Source organism: Nocardiopsis synnemataformans (assembly GCF_965343085.1).
Classification (GTDB): domain Bacteria; phylum Actinomycetota; class Actinomycetes; order Streptosporangiales; family Streptosporangiaceae; genus Nocardiopsis; species Nocardiopsis alborubida.
This window is the reverse complement of sequence record NZ_CBDRFA010000006.1, coordinates 30,214-50,427: the sequence shown is the minus strand read 5'-3', so window position 1 is coordinate 50,427 and position 20,214 is coordinate 30,214. Positions and strand designations below refer to the sequence as shown.

Here is a 20,214-nt window from a genome sequence, read left to right as displayed (position 1 = left end):
ACGGAAGGGTGCCTGTTATGCCCGAGTTGTCGCGTCCTGCGCGTGCCCTGGCCACACTAACCGCCCTGGCGGCGCTGACCCTGTCCGGCTGCGCCGCTGCGCCACCCTCCCCCCAGCCGCGCCAGGACGGCCCGACGCGCACCGTGCAGGCCGCCAACGGGCAGGTGGAGATCCCCGCCACACCCCAGCGCGTCGCCGTCCTGTGGCGACCGACTCTGGCCGCCGCGACCCTGCTGGGACACGACGTGGCCGCGACCATGGGCGCCCCCGGCGCACCCGAACAGGGCCTGGCGCCCTTCCTGCCCCCGGGCGCCGACGGCGACGCGCTGACCCTGGTGACCAACTCCCCCACCGAGGGCGACATCCAACTCGAGGCGCTGGCCAACGCCGCACCGGACCTGATCATCGGCGTCCACACCCAGTCCGGCGCCCAGGCGCAGATGCTCCCGAGCCTGGAGGCCATCGCGCCGACGGTGCTGCTGGAGTGGGAGGGCACCGGCTCCTGGCAGGGCCACCTGCACCAGGTCGCCGCCGTGCTGGACGCCTCCGAGCAGGCCGAGCAGGCCATGGCCGAGTACGAGGAGGCCCTGGCAGGGGCGCGCGAGCAGATCACCGCGGCCGGAGTGGACCCGGCCACCACCGAGGTCTCGCTCGTGCGGTTGCAGAGCCAGAGCGAGATACGCCTGGAGACGCCCGCCTCCTTCCCCGGGCAGGTCGTCCAGGACCTGGGCCTGGCCCGCCCCGAGGGCCAGCGCCGGGCCCAGGGCGAGACCGACTTCATCGCCCTGGGCTATGAGCACTTGGAGCGCGCCGACGGCGACGCGGTGTTCGCCTTGGCCGGATCGGGCTACCCCGACGCGCCCCGCACCTTCTCCCAGGGGGTGTGGGCCAATCTCCAGGCGGTGCGGGACGCACGGGTGTACCGGATGGACCACGACGTGTGGGGCGCGGCCAACCACCACGCCGCGCACCGCATCGTCCAGGACGTGACGGACGCGCTGACCGGGCGGACCGAGCCCGCGGTGTGAGCGTCACCGGGCCGCGCACACCCTCACACGTGCCACGGAGGCCACCGCTCCTTCCAGGGAGCGGCCTGTTCGAGCTGGGCCCCCAGGCACAGCAGCACGTCCTCGCGCCCCGGGGCGGCCGTGAACTGCACCCCGATGGGCAGTCCCTCTCGGCTCTGGGCCAAGGGCAGGCTCAGCGCGGGCAACCCCGCGGCGTTGGCCGGCGCGCTGAAGGGCGCGTACCGCGCGGCCTGCTCCAGCCAGGACCGCAGGGTGTGGTCCTCGTCGTTGGCGTCCAGGGTGCCGTGGGGTGCGGGCAACCGCCCCAGGGTGGGGGTCACGAGTACGTCGTACCCCTCCATGAAGGTCCCCAGGGCCCGGGTCAGGCGGTGCTGGGCCTGCATGCCCGCCATGACGTCCATCGCGCTGCGCCGCCGGGTCTCGGACAACACCCGGCGCGAGAGGACCTGTAGGGCGCCGGGGTCGGGCGGAGGAGTCCCCGACAGCAGGGTCGCACCCGTGGACACCGCCAGCAGCGTCATCGCCTCGACCGCGTCCTCGTGGTCCAGGTCCGGACCGGCCTCCTGAACGGTGTGGCCGATCCACTCCAGCAGGTGCGCACTGGTCAGGACCGCCTCGCGAACCTGGTCGTCCACGGTGGTGGGAGCCCAGGGGGTGGTGGTGAAGGCCACACGCAGACGACCGGGGTCGGCGCGCACCGCCTGGGCGTAGGGGCGCCGAGGCGGGGGCAGCGCGTACTTCTCCCCCACCGCCGGGGCGCTGACCGCGTCGAGCAGGTGGGCGGCGTCGCGGACGGTGCGGGTGAGCACGAACTCGCTGACCATGCCGAATCCCGCCTCGCCCGTGAGCGGACCGCAGGGGACGCGGCCGCGGCTGGGTTTGAGGCCGACCACCCCGCAGGCGGAGGCGGGCACGCGCAGCGACCCTCCTCCGTCGGTGCCGTGGGCCAGCGGAACCGCCCCGGCGGCCACGAGGGCGGCCGCTCCGCCGCTGGAGCCGCCGACACCGCGCTCGGGGTCCCACGGGTTGCGGGTGATGCCGTAGCGCCGGGACTCGGTGGCCAGGCTCAGTGCCAGTTCCGGGACGGTGCTCTGTCCCAGCACGGCGAGTCCGGCGGCGCGCAGGCGTCTCATGAGGGTGTGGTCGGTGGCGGCCACGGCCCCCACCAGCGCGCGGCTGCCCAGGCAGAACGCCCTTCCTTGGACGAAGGGGCCACTGTCCTTGACCACCAGGGGGACCCCTGACAGCGGCCCGTCGGGAGCGTAGGCGGGCACAGGGTCGAACAGGGGGCCGGTGAGGGCGTTGAGGTCGCCGTGGGCGCGCTCCAGCGCCGCGCGCGCCGTCTGCTCTACCTCGGCGGCGCTGACCAGGCCGGTGCGGACCAGGTCGGCCAGGGCGACGGCGTCCAGGTCGGCGTACTCGTGGATCCGCAGCGCTCCCACCTTCTTCCTCGGACTTCCTCGGACGCGCCGGACTCTACCGGCGAACGCTGCGGCGGGCAGGTGGTTTTCCCGGGCCCGGGGCTAGGTGAAGATGTCCCAGCCCATGCGTACGAGCAGGGCGATGACGACCACGAGCAGGACCGCGCGCACGAACCCCGAGCCCCGCCGCAGGGCCATGCGCGCGCCGATCTGGGCGCCGATGATGGTGCACACCGCCAACCCCAGGCCCAGCAGCCAGTCGATGTGGCCGCCCAGGCCGAAGACGACCAGCGCCCCCAGGTTGGTGCACACATTGACGATCTTGGCCGAGGCCGAGGCCTCGACGAAGTCCATACCGACCACGGCGGTGAAGGCGATGATGAGGAAGACACCGGTGCCGGGGCCGATGAGGCCGTCGTAGAAGCTCACGGCCAGGCCCGCGATGGCCACGACCGCCAGGACGCGGTTGCGGGTGCGCAGGCGCCGAGCGGACTCCACACCCATGGCGGGGCGGAAGTAGACCATGAGGGCGACCCCGGCCAGAACCACCATGATGACGGGTTTGAGCACGTCGGCGGTGAGCGCGGCGGCCATGGCCGCGCCCAGCCCCGAGCCCAGCAGGGCCAGGGCCGCGGTGGGCACGACCACGCGGCGGTCGATCCTGACCTTGCGGGCGTAGGCCAGGGCGGCGGAGGTGGTGCCGAAGACGGCGCCGAGTTTGTTGGTGCCCAGCAGGGTGGCCAGGGGTGTGGTGGGCGCGGCGACCAGCAGGGCGGGCAGCAGCAGGAGGCCGCCTCCGCCGACGACGGCGTCGACCCAGCCCGCTGCGACGCCGACCAGCAGGAGCAGGCCGAGGATCTCGGGGTCCATCTACCGCGCGCGCCCGGGGGAAGAGGTGATCATGGGTTCTTTTCGTGGCGGGGATGACTGACGCACGCAGCCTACTCTTCGCCCCATGGTGTGTTTTGTCCCAGGGTGTCCCTCACCGTCGGACCAGCGGTGGCTGCGCGCCCGCGCGCACGGCCACGGGGGCGCGCAGGCGCCACGGGCGGGTTCACGCGAGGAAGGGGTGAACCCGCCGTGCGTCACGGTGCCCGCTCGACCCTGCTCCTCGGACGCCCACCCGGGGGAAGGACGACGTCGTGGACGTCCGGCGAAGGCGGCGACAAGGCCTGCGGGGCCGCTACTCAGACGGTGATGGTGATGTTGTCGATGATGTCGTCGAGGAAGCCCTCGTCACTGAAGAAGTGCAGGGGGCGGGAGGACCCGGTGGCCACGGAGTCCGCGGCAGCCGGGGCGGCGCTAGCCAGCAGGACGGCGGCAAGGACGACACCGGCGGCGGTACCAGCCAGGGCACGTTGCATCAAGCACACGAAAACCACTCCATGTCACTTTGGGTGCGCATTTCATCGCCGATGGTATCCATGTCGGTGAGTGTCGCGCTCTGCTTTTCACATAAACAGGAGCACACGGCCCATGACATACGAAGCGGCGGCGCCCGGGGTCAGGGAACGCCGCCGCGGCCTTGCGGGCCCGGGTCAGAACCGGGCGTGCTCGAACCAGGCGCGGGCCTGGTCCAGCACACGGGGCGCCACCTGGTGCCCCCCGGGGTGCTCCTCGGCCCGCACCCGCGCCCCACGCTCGCGGAGCTGGTCGGCCAGCAGGCGCGCCTGGTCCACGGTGGTGATGGGGTCGGCCGCGCCCGAGCCCAGGAACACCCGCACCCCCGACAGGTCCACCGGGTCGGGTTCGCGCCCCTGGAGCGGCGCCCCGGCCGCGAACAGGGCGGCGCCCCGCACCAGGTGAGGGTGGAGCAGCAGCAGGGCGGCACCGGTGTTGGCCCCGTTGGAGAACCCGCTGACCACGATCCGCTCGGGGTCCAGGTCGTAGACGCGGGTGGCCTCGGCGACGAAGGCGGCGAGTTCGGCGGTGCGCTCGATGAGGTCCTCGACGTCGAAGACGCCCTCGCGCAGACGGCGGAACCAGCGGTTCATCCCGCTTTCGTCCACCTTGCCGCGCGGTGAGAGCAGGGCCGCGCCCGGCGCCAGGGCCCGCCCCAGCGGCAGCAGGTCGTGCTCGTCGGCGCCGGTGCCGTGCAGCAGCACCAGGGTGGGCGCGCCCGGCGCGGCGGCGGGGGTGAAGACGTGGACGAAGTCGTCGACGCCGCTCACCGGTCGGCCTCCAGGGCGGGCAGGTGGGCGGCGATCTGCTCGCGGTCGGGCTCCAGCCACGGCGGGAGCCTGAGCGAGCGGCCCAGTTCCAGCAGCGGCTCGTCGTAGTCGAACCCGGGGCCGTCGGTGGCGATCTCCAGCAGCACGCCGCCGGGCTCGCGGAAGTAGATGGAGGTGAAGTAGCAGCGGTCGCGGACCTCGGTCACGCCCACGCCGTCCTCCTCCAGCCGCTGGCGCCAGGCCTCCTGGACGGGGCCGTCGGGGGCACGGTAGGCCACGTGGTGCACGGTTCCGGCGGCGACCAGGCCGCGCGGCGCACGGGGGGCGGCCACCACGTCGACGATGGTGCCCACGCCCCGGCCGGAGGCGTTGGTGTGAAAGCGCGTGCGGTCCCCGCTCTCACCGGCCAGGTGGAAGCCGAGCTGGTCGCCCAGCATCTGGACGGTGCCCTCCACGTCCTGCTCGGTGAGGGTGACGGCGCGGATGCCGCGGATGGCGTGCTCAGGCGGCACCGCTGCCCCGTCCCAGGGGTCGGTGTCGTGGTGGTCGGCGCTGGCGGCCAGTTCGATGACCAGGCCGTCGGGGTCGCGCAGGCTCAACACGTCCTCCTCCCCGCGCTCGGCGGGGCGGGTGGCCTCCACGCCCAGGGCGGCCAGGTGCCGGGCCCACCAGCCCAGGGAGCCCTCGGGGACGGAGAAGGTCGTGGTGGTGGCCTGGCCCGCGCCCACCCGCCCGCGGGGCGCGCCGGGCCAGGGGAAGAAGGTCATGATGGTGCCGGGACTGCCCGTGCGGTCGCCGTAGTAGAGGTGGTAGGTCTGGGGCGAGTCGAAGTTGACCGTGCGCTTGACCATGCGCATGCCCAGGGCGCGCAGGTAGAAGTCGGCGTTGGCCTGCGGATCGCTGGCGATCGCGGTCACGTGGTGGATTCCCGCGGGGCGCACGTCCATGTCCCTCACCCTCCGTCGAGTTCGCCGGGCACCTGCCAATGTAGTTTAAATTTAAACTACCACGGCGGCTCGCTCCCTCCCCACCCTCTCCCCGTACGGGCCCGGGGACAAGCACGCCGCCCGCCTCCCCTGCCCGTGTCGCGCACGGCGTCGGCGCGCGGCACGGGCGGGGAGGCCGCGCCCTCCAAGCCCTACCGCAGGCGGCGCAGGCGCAGGCCCGCCACAGCGGCCGCCGCGCACAACCCCAGCGCGAAGACCACCGCGCCGCCCCAGCCCACGGTGTCGTAGACCAGACCGCCCAACCAGCCGAACAGGCTCGACCCCAGGTAGTAGGCCAGGGTGTAGACCGCCATGGCCTGGGCCCGGCCCCGCACCGCGCGGGTGCCCACCCAGGCCGAGGCGGTGGCGTGCGCGCAGAAGAAGCCGAAGGTCATCACCAGCAGGGCGGCCAGCAGACCCGGCAGGGCCGTGGCGAACATCCCGCCCAGCCCGGCGGCCATCGCCGCGGTGGCGGTGGTGAGCACCGCGTACCCGCCCCAGCGCGCGGTGGCGCCCCCCGCCACCGCCGAACCCAGCATCCCGGCGGTGTAGGACACGAAGAGCAGCGAGGCGGCGGCCTGGGAGAGCCCGAAGGGTTCGGCCATCAGGCGAAAACCCAACAGGTTGTAGACCGTCATGAAGGCACCCATGAGCAGCAGCGCCTGGGTGTAGAGGGCGACCAGGCCGGGCGTGGCCACCGCGGCGCGCAGGCGAGCGCCCATCCCGGCCCCACCCGGCTCGCCCGGCTCGCCCGGCTCGCCCGGCGGGGACGCCGCGGTGTCGGCCCCGCCCGGGGCGGCGGGCCGGGGGGCGCGCGGCCCACGGGGCAGGACCAGCGCGAACACGACCAGGGCCACCAGGGCCAGCAGGGTGTTGGCGGCGATCCCCCACTGCCAGCCGCCCAGGTCCGCGGCGAACCCGGCCAGCAGGCGCCCGCCCATCCCGCCCAGCGGGTTGCCCGCGATGTACAGGCCCGTGGCGCGCGGGGCGTCGGCGGGGTGGATCTCCTCCGACAGGTAGGCCACGGCCGCGGCGGGCACCCCGCCCAGGGCCGCGCCCTGGAGAGCGCGCAGCACCAGCAGCGGCCACAGGTCGGCGGCGAAGGGGATCACGCAGCCCAACAGGGTCGCGGCCAGCAGGGAGACGCCGATGACGCGGGCGCGCCCGAAACGGTCGGCCGCCCCGCTCCAGATGAGGGTGAACCCGGCCAGGCCGCCGGTGGCCAGCGAGACCGCGAGCGCGGCCTGGGAGGCCGACGCGCCGAAACCGTCGGCGATCGCGGGCAGGATCGGCTGGACCGACCACAGCTGGGCGAAGGTCGCCACGGCGGCGGCCACCAGCGCGATGACCGTGCGCCGGTAGGCGCCGGAGCCCGCACGGGGACGGGTGTCGTGATCGGGCGGCGAGTCGCTGGTCAGGGTCATACCGTCCACGCTAGAAAGACCGGTTTCATACGTCCAATGCATGCTTTGCCGTTGATCCATACTGGAACGCATGGAACGGACCGAGCACGGCGACGGCCTCGACGCGGACGCCCTGGCACAGGTGCTGGCACCCCGGTTGCGGATGGTGGCGGCCGTCGCCGCGACCGAGCACATCACCCAGGCCGCCGAGGCGCTGGGCATGCCCCAGCCGACCCTGAGCCGGGCGCTGGCCCGGGCGCAGGAGGAGCTGGGGATAGCGCTGGTGGAGCGCACCGGGCGCGGGGTGCGCCTGACCCGCGCCGGAAGACTGCTGCTGCCGCACGTGGAGCGGGCCCTGGCGGACCTGCGCCAGGGCCTGGCGGAACTGACCGGAGCGGAGGAGGGGCGGGTGGCGCTGACGTTCCTGCCCACACTGGGGGTGGAGGTGGTCCCGGCTCTGCTGCGGGGCTTTCGCACCCAGCACCCGGGGGTGCGCTTCTCCCTCACCCAGGAGCCGTGGTCGCAGTCGCTGCACAGGCTCACCGCGGGCGGCGCGGACCTGGCACTGACCTCGCCGCTGCCCTCGGGGCAGGGGTGGGCGGCGGCGACGCTGCACACCCAGGTGCTGCGCCTGGTGGTGCCCGAGGGGCACGCGCTGGCACAGGAACATCAGGGACGCCAGGCACCGGGCGGGACAGCGCGGGCGGGGCGCGCGGACACCCGGCGGGGGCCAGGCGGCGGGGCAGAGGGCGAGGAGGGGGCCGCGGCGCCGCCGGGGGTGGCGGTGACCGCGGCGGCGCGTGAGGAGTTCATCCTGCTCAAACCGGGGCGGGGCGTGCGCCACCTCACCGACCGCATCGTGGAGCGAGCGGGGCTCACACCCCGGGTGGCCTTCGAGGCCGACGACATCGCCACCGCGCGCGGGCTGGTGGCGGCGGGGCTGGGGGTGTCGGTGCTCCCGGCGCGCCCCAAGGGGCCGCTGAGCGGGACGGTGGAGCTGGGGATCCAGGGCGTGGACGCGCGCCGCCCCATCGGGGTGGTCTGGCCCCAGCAGGGTTCGGGCGGCGGCTACGAACCCCCGGCGGTGGCGCTCTTTCGCGACCACGTGCGACGGGAGGGTCCGCGCGTGATCCCCGACCTGACCGGGTGAGAACGCACCCGCGCCCGACCCTTCCGGGGAAAACCACTGGCGCGCCGCGCGAAGGCCGCACGATCATCGTCCCCATGACGCACACACCACCCTCCGACTCACCCCGTCCCGTCGCCCTGGTCACCGGGGTGGGCCGCACCGTCGGCATCGGCTCCGCCGTCGCCCGCCGCCTGGCCGCCTCGGGGTGGGACGTGGCCTTCACCCACTGGAGCGCCTACGACGCCCGCATGAGCTGGGGCGCCGAACCGGACGCGACCCGCTCCACCCTGGACGCCCTGGCCGGGCACGGCGCCCGCGCCGTGGCGATCGAGGCGGACCTGGCCGACACCGCCACCGCCGCACACGTCTTCGACACTGCCCAGGAGCGGTTGGGCCCGGTGAGCGCACTCGTCATGTGCCACTGCGAGTCGGTCGACTCCGGGCTGTTGGAGACCACCGTGGACAGCTTCGACCGGCACTTCGCGGTCAACGCGCGCGCCACCTGGCAGCTGGCCCGCGAGTTCGGCCTGCGTTTTGCGGGCGAACACGGCACCGGCCGGATCGTGGCCATGACCAGCGACGACACCGTGGGCAACCTGCCCTACGGCGCGAGCAAGGGCGCCCTGGACCGCATCGTGCTCTCCTGCGCGCGCGAGCTGGCCCACCTGGGGGTGAGCGCCAACGTCGTCAACCCCGGCCCCGTCGACACCGGCTGGATGTCGGAGCGGACCAAGGACGAGTGCGTGCGGCACACCCCGTTGGGGCGCCTGGGCACACCCCAGGACACCGCGGACCTGGTGGAGTTCCTGTGCTCGCCCCGGGGGCGGTGGGTCAACGGCCAGCTGCTGACGAGCGACGGCGGCATCTCCGCCTGACCCCGCCCCGGTTGCGCGCGGGCGCGGGACCCCTTCTCCCCCGCGCCCGCGGGCGCCTAGAAGGGGTGGCGGGCCGGGTCGGCCTGCATGGTCACCCACTGGGTCTCGGTGAACGCCTCCAGGTTGGCGCGGGTCCCCCCGAACCGCGAACCCGTACCCGAGTCGCCCACCCCGCCGAAGGGGGCCACCGCCTCATCGTCCACGGTCTGGTCGTTGATGTGCACGATGCCGCTGGGCACCCGGTCGGCGATCTCCATCCCCCGCATGGGGTTGCTCGTGAGCACGCCCAGGGACAATCCGTACTCGGTGGAGTTGGCCAGCTCCACCAGCTCCTCGATCGAGGAGAAGCGCACCACCGGGGCGACCGGGCCGAACACCTCCTGGGCGTAGGCCGGGGTGGCGGCATCCACCCGGTCCAGGACGGTGGGCCGGTAGAACAGCCCCTCGTAGGTGCCGCCCGCGCGCAGCGCCGCGCCCGCCTCCACACTGCCCGTGACCAGGGCGTGGATCTTGTCGCGCTGGCCTGAGTCGATCACCGGGCCCAGCATGGCCTCCTCGCTCTCGGCGTCGCCCACCGTCAACGCCTCGGCGCGCTCGGCCAGGCGCTCGACGTAGGCGTCGGCGACGGCCTCGTGCACCAGGTGGCGGCCGGTGCTCATGCAGATCTGCCCCTGGTGCAGGAAGGACCCCCACGCGCCGATCGAGGAGGCCGCCTCCACGTCCACGTCGTCCAGCACCACCAGCGGTGAGTTGCCGCCCAGTTCCAGGTGGGCGCGCTTGAGGTGGCGCCCGGCCGCCTCCCCCACCCTGCGCCCGGCCGCGGTGGAGCCGGTGAAGGAGATGACGCGCACGTGCGGGTCGGCGACCAGCGCCTCACCCGCCGCCGCCCCGCCGGGCAGCACCTGGAACACGCCCTCGGGCACACCCGCGCGACGCATCACCTCGGCCAGGACCGCGCCGCCGCACACGGCCGTGCGCGGGTCCGGCTTGAGGATGACCGCGTTGCCCACCGCCAGGGCCGGGGCGACCGAGCGGATGCCCAGGATCAGGGGCACGTTGAACGGCGCGATCACCCCCACCACGCCGACCGGGACCTGGCGGGAGAAGCTCAGCCGGGGCTTGCCGGTGCGCAGGATCTCCCCGTGGGGCTGGGAGGCCAGGGCCGCGGCCTCGAAGCACTCCCCCGCCGCCACCTTCACCTGGAAGGCCGCCATCCCGGCCGCCGCGCCGCCCTCGCGGCGCAGCCAGCCCGTGATCTCCTGGGCGTGGGCCCGCACCAGGTCCCCGGCGCGGCGCAGGACGGCGGCGCGCTCCTCGAAGGAGGTCGCCGCCCAGTCGCGCTGGGCGCGCTTCGCCCGGGCGGCGGCCTGGGCCACGTCGTGGGCGTCGGCGATGCCGGTGTGTCCCAGGACGGCGCCGGTGGAGGGTGAGACGACGGGGGCCTCGCCACCCCGGGCCGGGGTCCAGGCTCCGGTGAAGACGGCGCGGGTGAAGTCCGGGGAGGCGAACAGGGGCACGGTGGTCTCCTTCGACGGGCGGGAACTCATGGGCGCCGCTGGGGGGAGGTGGCCGGTGCGCGGGCCCCCTGGTGCGCCGTGGCGGGCTCGGGCGGACCGTCCCTTTGGGCCCGCTGGATCGGGATGGTGAGGGGTGAGGACACGGGAGCCCACCGGCGTACGTTCAGCGAACACGTGTTCTTCGAGCGAACATAAGTGCTGTGCCTCACCCGGTCAAGGCGCACCCGCGGCCCGCCGCGGGCGGGTCAGGGCAGGGCCAGACCTGCTCAGCGGGTTCGGGGAGCCGCGTTGCCAGGGCCGCGCGGGCCTCGCTAGGCTGCCAAATGTTCTTCATGTGAATGTTCGTTCGTTATCCGAACAACCGGGATGTCTGGGCGCACGTGCCCACTGGACGAGGGGACGGCCGGATGCGCACACGCGTCGGCATCATCGGAGCGGGACCCTCCGGGCTCCTGCTCTCCCACCTGCTGCACCTGGCGGGCATCGAGTCGGTCGTCCTGGAGTCGCGCGAGCGCGACTACGTCCAGGCCCGCCAACGCGCCGGCGTGGTCGAACACGGCGTGGCCCACCTGCTGCGCGAGGCAGGCCTGGGCGAGCGCATGGACCGCGAGGGCACCACCCACCACGGCATCGAACTGCGCTTCTCGGGACGCTCACACCGCGTGGACTTCGCCGACCTGTGCGGACGCGACGTCCAGATCTGGGCCCAGACCGAGATCGTCAAGGACCTCATCGCCCGCCGTCTGGCCGACGACGGACAGATCCTCTTCGGCGCCCGCGCCAGCGCCGTGGAGGCCCTCGAGACCGACCGCCCCCGCATCCGCTTCGTCCAGGGCGAGCACGAACAGGTACTGGAGTGCGACTACGTGGCGGCCTGTGACGGCTTCCACGGCATCGGCAGACGCAGCCTGCCCCCCGAGGCCGTCTCCACCTTCGACCGCCTCTACCCCTTCGGCTGGCTGGGCGTGCTCGCCGACGTGGCCCCCTCCTGCGAGGAACTCGTCTACGCCCGCCACGAACGCGGGTTCGCACTGCACAGCATGCGCTCACCCCAGGTGAGCCGCCTCTACCTCCAGGTACCGAGCGACACCGACCCCGACGACTGGCCCCAGGACCGGGTGTGGGACGAACTGGCCCAGCGCATGGCCGTCCCCGGTTGGGAACTGCGGCGCGGCCCGCTCACCGCCAAGAGCCTGACCCCCATGCGCAGCTTCGTCACCGAACCCATGAGCCACGGACGCCTCTACCTGGCCGGGGACGCCGCACACATCGTCCCGCCCACCGGAGCCAAGGGCCTGAACCTGGCGCTGCACGACGTGGCCCTGCTCGCCCAGGGCCTGCGCGCCTGGTACACCCGCGGCGAGAGCGGCCCCCTCCAGGCCTACTCCGACACCGCGCTGCGCCGGGTCTGGCGGGCCCAGCACTTCTCCTCCTGGATGACCACCCTGCTGCACACCCACGGCGACGCCTTCGACCACCGCCTCCAGCTCGCACACCTGGAGTTCCTGACCTCCTCGCGCGCGGCCGCCACCCAGCTCGCCCAGAACTACACCGGCCTGCCCCGGGTGTAGCGCCCACCACGTGAGCCGAGGACGGGCCCGCGATCCGGATCAGGACGGAACCCGGACCGCGGGACCCGCCCTCGGCGCCTCATCCTGGGACAGGCCTCGTCCGGCTGTCAACAGTGGAGAGTCGAAGTGAACGCGGTCGCCGACCCCCGCTCCACACTGCCCGCACGGACCCCACACCATCACGGGATGGATAGGCTAACCTAACCTTCGCGACACCCTCGGCGCACGACCCAACCCCGGTCGGCGCCCCTTCGCGTACCCGCCACCCACCCCGATTGGACACCACCCGTGCGGCTTCCCACCGCCCCCGACGGCAGCCGGGGCTGCTCGGCCCTGGCCCGCTACACCGGAGAACAGATCGCCGGAACAGCCGGACGCACCACCGGCTGGCTACTCATCGAACACAACGGCCCCTGGCGCAACCCCGCCTTCACCAGCCCCGGCCTGGACCCCGCCACCGTCTCACGCCTGGCCCAACACATCACGGGCCACGACATCAAACCCCAGCTCATCAAACGCCCCGGCGACCACACACGCACCCAGCCCACCACCCGACGGGCCTACCTCGCCCACGTGAGCCGCACCCACCCCTGGGTCCGCCGCATCGACGTCACCCACCTGGCCCAGCTGCTGGAGTACGACCTCACCGCCGCCGAACGCCCCCACCCACCCACCTTCGGCACCCCCGTCGACCACACCCTGTACCTGGTGTGCACCCACGCCAAGAAGGACCCCTGCTGCGCGGTCCTGGGCCGCCCCGTGGCCGCCGCCCTCACCGGCGGCCGAGCCCAGGTGTGGGAGACCACGCACGTGGGCGGCGACCGCTTCGCCGCCAACCTGGTCGCACTCCCCCACGGCCTCTACTTCGGCCGTCTGGACCCCGCATCGGCCGTGCGCACCGTCGACGCCTTCGAACGCGGCCTCGTCCTGCCCCACAACTACCGGGGCCGGTGCAGCGACTCCAGCGCCGTCCAGGCCGCCGAGGCCGCACTGCGCACCCGCCTGGGCGCGACAGGCGTGGACGCGATCACCCACCTGGACGAACAGCGCAGCCCAGACGGGGTCCGCGTCACCCTGGGCCACGACGGCGGCCTGTACACGGTCTCGGTGGCCACCGAGCAGGGACCCGCATGCCCGGCCACCTGCTCCGCGCTCACCCCCAGCCGCCCCCTGCACCACCGGGTCACCGAGATCCGCCACGCCCCGGCCCCCTCACCCACCTGAGACCCCACCCGCACCCCGGCGGGGCTCAGCCCCAAAAACCGAAGCTGTACAGCAGACCGTTGGTCGCCGCTACCGCCCCCAACGCCAACACCGCACCGGTGACGAAGGACGTACGCAGCGACCTCACCAGGTACTCCAACGACACCAGGTTGTTGAGGATGAAGTACCCCAGCATCATCGCGTGCCAGAAGGACTCCCACCGCAACGGCTCAAAAGCGTAGGGCGCACCCGTCCACACCTGCGTCTCGGTGGTGAACCACGCCCACGCCAACGCCGCCCCGTACCCCAGCGGAACCTGGATCAGCGGAATGATCAACAACGGCAACAGCTTGACGAAACCCCACAGGCCCGGCTGGTCGGCGTGGCGCGCCTGGCTCTGGGCACGGCGCGCGGCCTCCTGCTCGGCCCGCACACGCTCACGGTGGGCGCGCTCGGCCTCCTGACGGCGACGGTGCTCCAGCCGCTGCTCCTGCTGGCGCTGCTGCTCCTCCATCCGGCGCTGGCGCTGCTCCTCCTGCTGACGCAACTGCTCCTGCTGCTGACGGCGCGCGTCCGCGGCCGGCTCACGCCGCCCGCCGTACAGGTCGGCGTAGGCGTCCTCCTGGCTGGGCCGATCCGGCTGGCGGTAACCCGAGGTGTCCTCCCGCCCGTAAGGGGCGCCGCCCTGACCGTGGGCGGCCCCCTCCTGGCCGTAAGCCGTGGCGCCCTGACCGTACTGGGCGGTCGGCGGAACCTGCTGCGCCCCCGGGAAACGGGCCGTGGCCCCATACCCCTGCTGCTGCTCACCCAACACCGAGGTCGCACCACCCTCGTGCCCCGGCACCTGCGGCGTGACCCGGGTGGCCGCCTCATCACCGAACACACCCGCCCCGGCCGCGGCTCCCGCCGCACCACCCACAGCGGCGGCACCACCCTGACCCAACACCTCCGTGCGCTGGTGCTGACCGGTGGCGCGCGCGTCCCCGGCCGCGGCCGCCAACGCCCCGTTGACCTTGGCCACCTGCTCCTGCACCCCCCGCATCACCGCCGCAGGCAACCAGGTCGGACCCGTGGCCACATCACCCAGATAGTCCAGGATCTCCCCCGGACCCGGACGACCACGAGGGTCCTTGGACAAACACGCGGCCACCAGATGACGCAAGGACTCGGGCACACCCGACAGATCCGGCTCACGACTGATGATGCGCATGACCATGGTGGGCATACTGCCCTCACCGAAGGGACCCGTGCCCGCCGCGGCATAAGCCAGCACCGCACCGTAGGCGAACAGGTCACTGGCCGGAGTCAGCGCCTCCCCCTGCACCTGCTCCGGACTCATGAACCCCGGCGTGCCGATCACCGACTGCGTCGCCGCCGTACCGTCAGTGGCACGGGCGATACCGAAGTCGATCACCCGCGGCCCGTCCTCGGCCAACAACACGTTCCCGGGCTTGAGGTCACGGTGGATCAGACCCACCCGGTGGATGTCGGCCAACGCCTCGGCCAGACCCGCCGCCAGCACCCGCACACTCTCCTCCGGCAACCGACCGTGGTCGTGCACCGCCGTATCCAACGGCAGGGAGGGCACATAGGAGGTGACCAGCCAGGGCACCTCGTCATCGGGACCCGCGTCGATCACCGGCGCCGTGAACGCACCACTGACCTGACGGGCGGCGTTGACCTCACGGGCGAAACGCTCCCGGAAGGAGGCGTCGGCGGCCATGTGCGGATGAATGCGCTTGACGGCCACGGCCCGCCCCCCGGCCGAACGGCCGAAGAACACCTGGCCCATGCCGCCAGAGCCCAAACGGCCGATCAGCCGATACCGGCCGATACGTTCCGGGTCACTGGGATCGAGCCTAAGGGACACTACAGCCTCCACACACGACGTTCCGCCACCCCCGGGTGCCAGAGGATGACCACCGCCTCCCCCGGTGCCCGCGCACCCGCCGGAAAGACGCCTGCCCCCAACCTATCGGCGGGCACACCCCCCAGCCTCCCCCCACAAACCCCGGCGTGTGCCCCCGTCAGCCCCCACACCCCACCGACCCCCCAGGACCCGCCCCTGACCTGACACACACCAACGCCGCACCCCAACGACGCACCACCCCGCAAAGTTCCCCCCTGACCGCACACGGCCAAGTCACCAACCCGCATGACCAGCCACCCCCCACCCGCCTAGGGTCGAAAAAGAACGCGACAGGAGAACACACCATGCAGATCCCCGACGCCCTGCGCATCGACGCCCACCTGCGCCTGGCCCACGCGGCCTCCTGGACCGCCGCCCAGACCGGCGACCACCCCAGCAGACTCCTGCACTACCCCTGGCGCGACAACCCCTACCCCAACTACCAACGCCTGCGCACCCAAGGCCCCTTCACCACCAGCAAACTCGGCTTCCGCACCGCCAACACCTACCAAGCCGTCAGCGCCCTGCTACGCGGACGCGAGTTCGGCGTCCAACCCCCCGACGACACCACCCCACCCCCACAGTTCAACGTCCTGGACCTGTCCTTCCTCATGCAGGACCCACCCGAACACACCCGCCTGCGCCAACTCGCCCGCCCCGCCTTCAGCCCCCGCCGCATGAGCGCGTACGCAACCGAGATCACCAAGATCACCCACGAACTCCTGGACAGGGCCACCGCCCAAGGCCACTTCGACCTCATGCGCGACTTCGCCCAACCCCTGCCCATCGCCGTCATCAGCCGCCTGCTCGGCGTCCCCGCCTCCGAGGACGCCGAGTTCGTCCGCATCGGCCAGGCCATCGGCAGCGCCCTGGACGGCGCCCGCTCGGCGAGTCACCTGCGCCGCATCCACCAGGCCACGGCACAATTGGACCTGCTGTTCACCCGGCTCATGCGACAGCGCCGCGCCGACCCCCGCGATGACGTCGTCTCCACCCTGGTCACCCAGGCCGACGACGGCCACCTCACCGCGACCGAACTGCGCGCGATGTGCCGCCTGCTGCTGGTCGCCGGATTCGAGACCACCGTGAACCTGATCGGGAACGGGGTGATGGCCCTGCTGCGCCACCGCCAACAGTGGGAACGCCTGGTCGCCGACCCCACCCTGGCCCCAGGCGCCGTGGAGGAGATCCTGCGCTTCGACTCACCCGTACAGATGACCAGCCGCTGGGTCCACACCGACACCACCGTCCAGGGCCAACCCCTACACCGCGGCGGCTACGCCATGTGCCTGATCGGATCCGCCAACCGCGACCCCGACCGCTTCACCGACCCCGACCGCTTCGACATCACCCGCCCCGACGCCGCCGACCACCTGTCCTTCTCCAGCGGCGTCCACTACTGCCTGGGCGCACCCCTGGCCCGACTGGAGGCCCGCATCGCCCTGCGCGCCCTGGCCGAACGCCTCCCGCACCTGCGACCCACCGCCCACCCCACCCGCCGCCCCACCACCGTCGTACGCTCCCTGTCGGCCTTCCCCGTCACCACGGGCACCCGGTAGAAGGTGGGAACCGACCAGATGCGCAGCACGGCCTCCTCCCCCTGGCGCTCGCTCACCCGCGGACGCGGAGCCCTGCTGACCGCGGCCGCCCTGTGCGCGGTCATCTTCCTGGTCACCGCGATCCTGGCCCTCAACCTGCCCGCCCAACCAGAGTCCGCCAGCGCGGGCCAACTCCCCCAACTGGCCCGCCAGAGCGACATCGACCTGGGCGTCGCCGTAGCCGTCAACCCCCTCGTACACGACCGCGAGTACCAGTCGGTGGTCACCGACCACTACACCTCCCTCACCGCCGAGAACACCATGAAATGGGAGTACGTCCAACCCCAACGCCACACCTTCGACTGGAGCGGCCCCGACACCGTGGTCGGCTTCGCCGAACGCAACGGCCTCACCGTCCACGGCCACACCCTGCTCTGGCACAACCAACAACCCGCCTGGCTCGCCCAGGGCACCTGGACCCCCGACGAACTGCGCCAGGTCATACGCGAGCACATGCAGGCCCTCATGGGCCGCTACCAAGGACGCGTCACCTCCTGGGACATCATCAACGAACCCTTCGAGGACAGCGGCCCCCGCCTACGGCAGAACCTGTGGTACCAGGTCCTGGGCGAGGACTACATCGCCCAGGCCCTGACCATGGCCCACGAGATCGACCCCCAGGCCCGCCTCTACATCAACGAGTTCGGCATCGAGGGCGGCGGCCCCAAGACCGACGCCCTGTACCAACTGGTCACCACCCTGCTGGAACGCGGCGTCCCCCTGCACGGCATCGGCTTCCAGAGCCACTTCATCCACGGCCACGTCCCCGACGACCTCGCCGAACAGATGCGCCGCTTCACCGACCTGGGCCTGGAGGTCAGCATCAGCGAACTGGACGTACGCATCCCCGAACCCGTCCCCGAGGCCGCCCTCCAAGACCAGGCCCGCGAGTACGCACAGGTCATCGAGGCCTGCCTGGACGTACCCCGCTGCGTACGCGTGTCCGTGTGGGGGGTCAGCGACGAGCACTCCTGGATCCCCGAGTGGTTCCCCGGCTACACCGCCGCACTGCCCTTCGACGACTCCTACACGCCCAAACCAGCACTCAACGCCATGGTCCAGGCCCTGTCCCGCAGACCCTCGCGACCCCCAACGCGCTAGGAACACGAGCCCCGGCACGAACAGCCCCCGGCCACCCCGAACGGCGTCGCGGCCGACGACCACCCGGCGACACACCCCACACCAGACACGCCACACCCGCCCACCCGCTACCGTCGAACCCCAGACCCACAACGACGAGGTGTTCGGTATGCGTTAGACCCGCGGTCCCCCAGGTGCCCTTCGTCACCAGCCAACCCACAACGACGAAGGACACACCACATGCACGACGACACTCCCCCGATCCGCGTCCCCGAGGCCCTCGCACCCCTCCTGGACCGCTTCTTCGGACCCGAGTGGACCCAAGCGCTGCCCACACTCACCCAACGCCAACTCCGACACTGGAACCTCCAGCCCACCGCGACACCCATGCACGGCATGGTCGCCCTCGTCGTCCCCGTACGACGCACCGACGCCACCCCCGCCATGCTCAAGATCCAACCCGTGGACGCCGAGAGCGAAGGCGAACCCCACGCCCTGCGCACCTGGAACGGCGACGGCGCCGTACGCCTCCTCCAACACGACCCCGACACCGGCGCCATGCTCCTCGAACCCCTCGACCCCACACGCACACTCGACCCCGTCCCCATCGACGAGGCCCTCACCACCATCGGCACCCTCCTGGCCCGCCTCACCTCCCACCGGGCACCACAGGGCATGCGCACCCTGGCCGACACCACCCGCGCCATGGTCACCCGGGCCCACCTCCTCGCTCCCCGCCTGCGCACCGCACACGAACGCGACCGCATCAGCGCGCTCACCGCCCGCGCCCGCGAGATGGCCCCCGAAGCCGGAGACCGACTCCTGCACTGGGACCTGCACTTCCAGAACGTGCTCGCCCCACTGCCCGGCACCGACCGCGAACCCTGGCTCGCCATCGACCCCAAACCCCTCGCCGGAGACCCCGGCTTCGACCTCTTCCCCACCCTGCACAACCGCTGGGACGAAGCCCTCGCCACCGGCGACCCCCGCAAGGAGACCCGCCGCCGCCTGGACCTGGTCTCCGAGGCCGCCCACATCCCCCGCGACCGCGCACGCGCCTGGACCCTCGTCCGCGTCCTCCAGGAATGCGTCTGGGCCGTCGAGGACGGCGACCACACCCTCCCCCGGGTACCGGTGACCATCGCCGAGGCCCTGGGCGCATAACCACCACCACACCCCCGGCCGTCCCCGGCGACGAGAACCCCTCGGACCCGGGCACGGCCGGAGTCGGACCGGGGCACCACCAGAGCGCACCCCGCCGTATGGCGGCACACACCCGCCACACGGCACTGCCCCGCGCACACACCCACCCCCGACAATGGTGACGCACGACACACCACACCGGAGGCCACCATGACCACCCCGCCCCGCCCCGCGCTCGACCCCGAACTCGCCGCCGCCCTGACCCTCCTCGGCGACCAGATCACCCCCTCCATCACCCCGGACATGATCCCCGCCCTACGCCAACGACAAGCCCAACGCCTCCCCGCCGACACCACCCTCCACCCCGCCTACACCGAAACCGCACACCACGCGCCCGGCCACACCCCAATCCCCCTCCTCCACTGGCACCCCACCCACACCACCACACCCGTCGGCGCCCTCTACTGGATCCACGGCGGCGGCATGATCGCGGGCACCCACCGCGGCCCCGAGATCCCCGGCCTCCTCGAAACCGCCCACGAACTCGACCTCGCCCTCATCTCGGTCGACTACCGCCTCGCCCCCGAACACCCCCACCCCGCCCCCGTCGAGGACTGCTACGCGGGCCTGACCTGGATCACCGACAACGCCGCCGACCTCGGCCTGGACCCCACCCGCATCGTCATCGGCGGAGGCAGCGCGGGCGGCGGACTGGCCGCCGCCACCGCCCTGCTCGCCCGCGACCGCGGCGGCCCCGCCCTCCAGGGACAACTGCTCCTGTGCCCCATGCTCGACGACCGCAACGACTCGGTCTCGGCCCACCAGATGGCCGGGGTGGGCATGTGGGACCGCACCTCCAACGCCACCGGCTGGAACGCCCTGCTCGGCCAGGCCGCGGGCGGCCCCGACGTCTCCCCCTACGCCGCCCCCGCCCGCGCCACCGACCTGTCCGGCCTACCCCCCGCCTTCCTGGACGTGGGCTCCGCCGAGACCTTCCGCGACGAGGTCGTCGACTACGCCTCCCGCATCTGGCAGGCGGGCGGATCAGCCGAACTCCACGTGTGGCCCGGCGGCTTCCACGGCTTCGACATCCTGGCCCCCCAGGCCGCCCTCAGCCGCAACGCCAACGCCCCGCGCCTGCCCTGGCTGCGCCGCATCGTCCAGGCCTGAACCCGGGCAC

At 72.8% G+C, this 20,214-nt stretch carries 17 protein-coding genes; 9 read left to right on the top strand and 8 right to left on the bottom strand.

Features of this window, described 5'->3' with window-relative positions; genetic code table 11:
- Positions 1 to 17 precede the first annotated feature (17 nt).
- Positions 18 to 1,028 (top strand): ABC transporter substrate-binding protein, encoded by a 1,011-nt coding sequence (locus ACSIH6_RS04630; RefSeq protein WP_435106933.1) that lies wholly within the window; start codon positions 18 to 20, stop codon positions 1,026 to 1,028.
- 23 nt (positions 1,029 to 1,051) lie between these two features.
- Here ACSIH6_RS04630 and ACSIH6_RS04625 read toward each other — a convergent pair whose 3' ends face one another.
- The 6 genes from ACSIH6_RS04625 to ACSIH6_RS04600 form a co-directional block, all read right to left on the bottom strand.
- Positions 1,052 to 2,470, bottom strand: a complete 1,419-nt coding sequence (locus tag ACSIH6_RS04625) for an amidase (protein WP_435106931.1) — start codon at positions 2,468 to 2,470, stop codon at positions 1,052 to 1,054.
- Positions 2,471 to 2,551: 81 nt separating this feature from the next.
- Positions 2,552 to 3,319 (bottom strand): sulfite exporter TauE/SafE family protein, encoded by a 768-nt coding sequence (locus ACSIH6_RS04620; RefSeq protein ID WP_435106929.1) that lies wholly within the window; start codon positions 3,317 to 3,319, stop codon positions 2,552 to 2,554.
- A 317-nt stretch (positions 3,320 to 3,636) separates the two neighbouring features.
- Positions 3,637 to 3,813 (bottom strand): hypothetical protein, encoded by a 177-nt coding sequence (locus ACSIH6_RS04615; RefSeq protein ID WP_435106927.1) that lies wholly within the window; start codon positions 3,811 to 3,813, stop codon positions 3,637 to 3,639.
- Between the two features lie 174 nt (positions 3,814 to 3,987).
- Positions 3,988 to 4,620, bottom strand: coding sequence for an alpha/beta hydrolase (locus ACSIH6_RS04610; protein ID WP_435106925.1), 633 nt, complete (start codon positions 4,618 to 4,620; stop codon positions 3,988 to 3,990).
- Positions 4,617 to 5,567, bottom strand: a complete 951-nt coding sequence (locus ACSIH6_RS04605) for a ring-cleaving dioxygenase (protein WP_435106923.1) — start codon at positions 5,565 to 5,567, stop codon at positions 4,617 to 4,619. Before ACSIH6_RS04605 ends, ACSIH6_RS04610 begins: the two co-directional genes overlap by 4 nt.
- A gap of 191 nt (positions 5,568 to 5,758) precedes the next feature.
- The gene (locus ACSIH6_RS04600) at positions 5,759 to 7,030 is read right to left on the bottom strand and encodes an MFS transporter (RefSeq protein ID WP_435106921.1); all 1,272 of its coding nucleotides are present in this window, start codon (positions 7,028 to 7,030) and stop codon (positions 5,759 to 5,761) included.
- A 70-nt stretch (positions 7,031 to 7,100) separates the two neighbouring features.
- Here ACSIH6_RS04600 and ACSIH6_RS04595 point away from each other — a divergent pair, with 70 nt between their 5' ends.
- Positions 7,101 to 8,159, top strand: a complete 1,059-nt coding sequence (locus ACSIH6_RS04595; RefSeq protein WP_435106919.1) for a LysR family transcriptional regulator — start codon at positions 7,101 to 7,103, stop codon at positions 8,157 to 8,159.
- Between the two features lie 74 nt (positions 8,160 to 8,233).
- A complete protein-coding gene (locus ACSIH6_RS04590) occupies positions 8,234 to 9,013 on the top strand; it encodes an SDR family oxidoreductase (protein WP_435106917.1) in 780 nt (259 codons plus the stop codon).
- 56 nt (positions 9,014 to 9,069) lie between these two features.
- Here the strand turns inward: ACSIH6_RS04590 and ACSIH6_RS04585 are convergent, their stop codons facing one another.
- Positions 9,070 to 10,560 carry a benzaldehyde dehydrogenase gene (locus ACSIH6_RS04585; RefSeq protein WP_435106915.1) on the bottom strand — a complete coding sequence of 497 codons (1,491 nt, stop codon included), beginning with the start codon at positions 10,558 to 10,560 and terminating at the stop codon, positions 9,070 to 9,072.
- A gap of 377 nt (positions 10,561 to 10,937) precedes the next feature.
- Between ACSIH6_RS04585 and ACSIH6_RS04580 the strand changes: the two genes are divergently transcribed.
- On the top strand, positions 10,938 to 12,101 hold the full coding sequence (locus tag ACSIH6_RS04580) for a 4-hydroxybenzoate 3-monooxygenase (protein WP_435106913.1): 1,164 nt from the start codon (positions 10,938 to 10,940) through the stop codon (positions 12,099 to 12,101).
- A gap of 288 nt (positions 12,102 to 12,389) precedes the next feature.
- Complete coding sequence (locus ACSIH6_RS04575) at positions 12,390 to 13,325, top strand: ferredoxin family protein (protein ID WP_435106911.1); 936 nt, start codon at positions 12,390 to 12,392, stop codon at positions 13,323 to 13,325.
- A gap of 25 nt (positions 13,326 to 13,350) precedes the next feature.
- Here ACSIH6_RS04575 and ACSIH6_RS04570 read toward each other — a convergent pair whose 3' ends face one another.
- Complete coding sequence (locus ACSIH6_RS04570; protein ID WP_435106909.1) at positions 13,351 to 15,174, bottom strand: serine/threonine protein kinase; 1,824 nt, start codon at positions 15,172 to 15,174, stop codon at positions 13,351 to 13,353.
- 344 nt (positions 15,175 to 15,518) lie between these two features.
- On the opposite strand from ACSIH6_RS04570, the gene ACSIH6_RS04565 reads away from it, so the two are divergent.
- The 4 genes from ACSIH6_RS04565 to ACSIH6_RS04550 all read left to right on the top strand — a co-directional run bounded on the left by ACSIH6_RS04565 (position 15,519) and on the right by ACSIH6_RS04550 (position 20,204).
- A complete protein-coding gene (locus ACSIH6_RS04565) occupies positions 15,519 to 16,772 on the top strand; it encodes a cytochrome P450 (protein WP_435106907.1) in 1,254 nt (417 codons plus the stop codon).
- A gap of 18 nt (positions 16,773 to 16,790) precedes the next feature.
- Entirely contained in the window at positions 16,791 to 17,912 is a 1,122-nt protein-coding gene (locus ACSIH6_RS04560; RefSeq protein ID WP_435106905.1) for an endo-1,4-beta-xylanase, read from the top strand.
- Between the two features lie 219 nt (positions 17,913 to 18,131).
- Positions 18,132 to 19,055 carry an aminoglycoside phosphotransferase family protein gene (locus ACSIH6_RS04555; RefSeq protein ID WP_435106903.1) on the top strand — a complete coding sequence of 308 codons (924 nt, stop codon included), beginning with the start codon at positions 18,132 to 18,134 and terminating at the stop codon, positions 19,053 to 19,055.
- Between the two features lie 189 nt (positions 19,056 to 19,244).
- The gene (locus tag ACSIH6_RS04550; RefSeq protein WP_435106901.1) at positions 19,245 to 20,204 is read left to right on the top strand and encodes an alpha/beta hydrolase fold domain-containing protein; all 960 of its coding nucleotides are present in this window, start codon (positions 19,245 to 19,247) and stop codon (positions 20,202 to 20,204) included.
- The last annotated feature ends 10 nt before the right edge of the window (positions 20,205 to 20,214 follow it).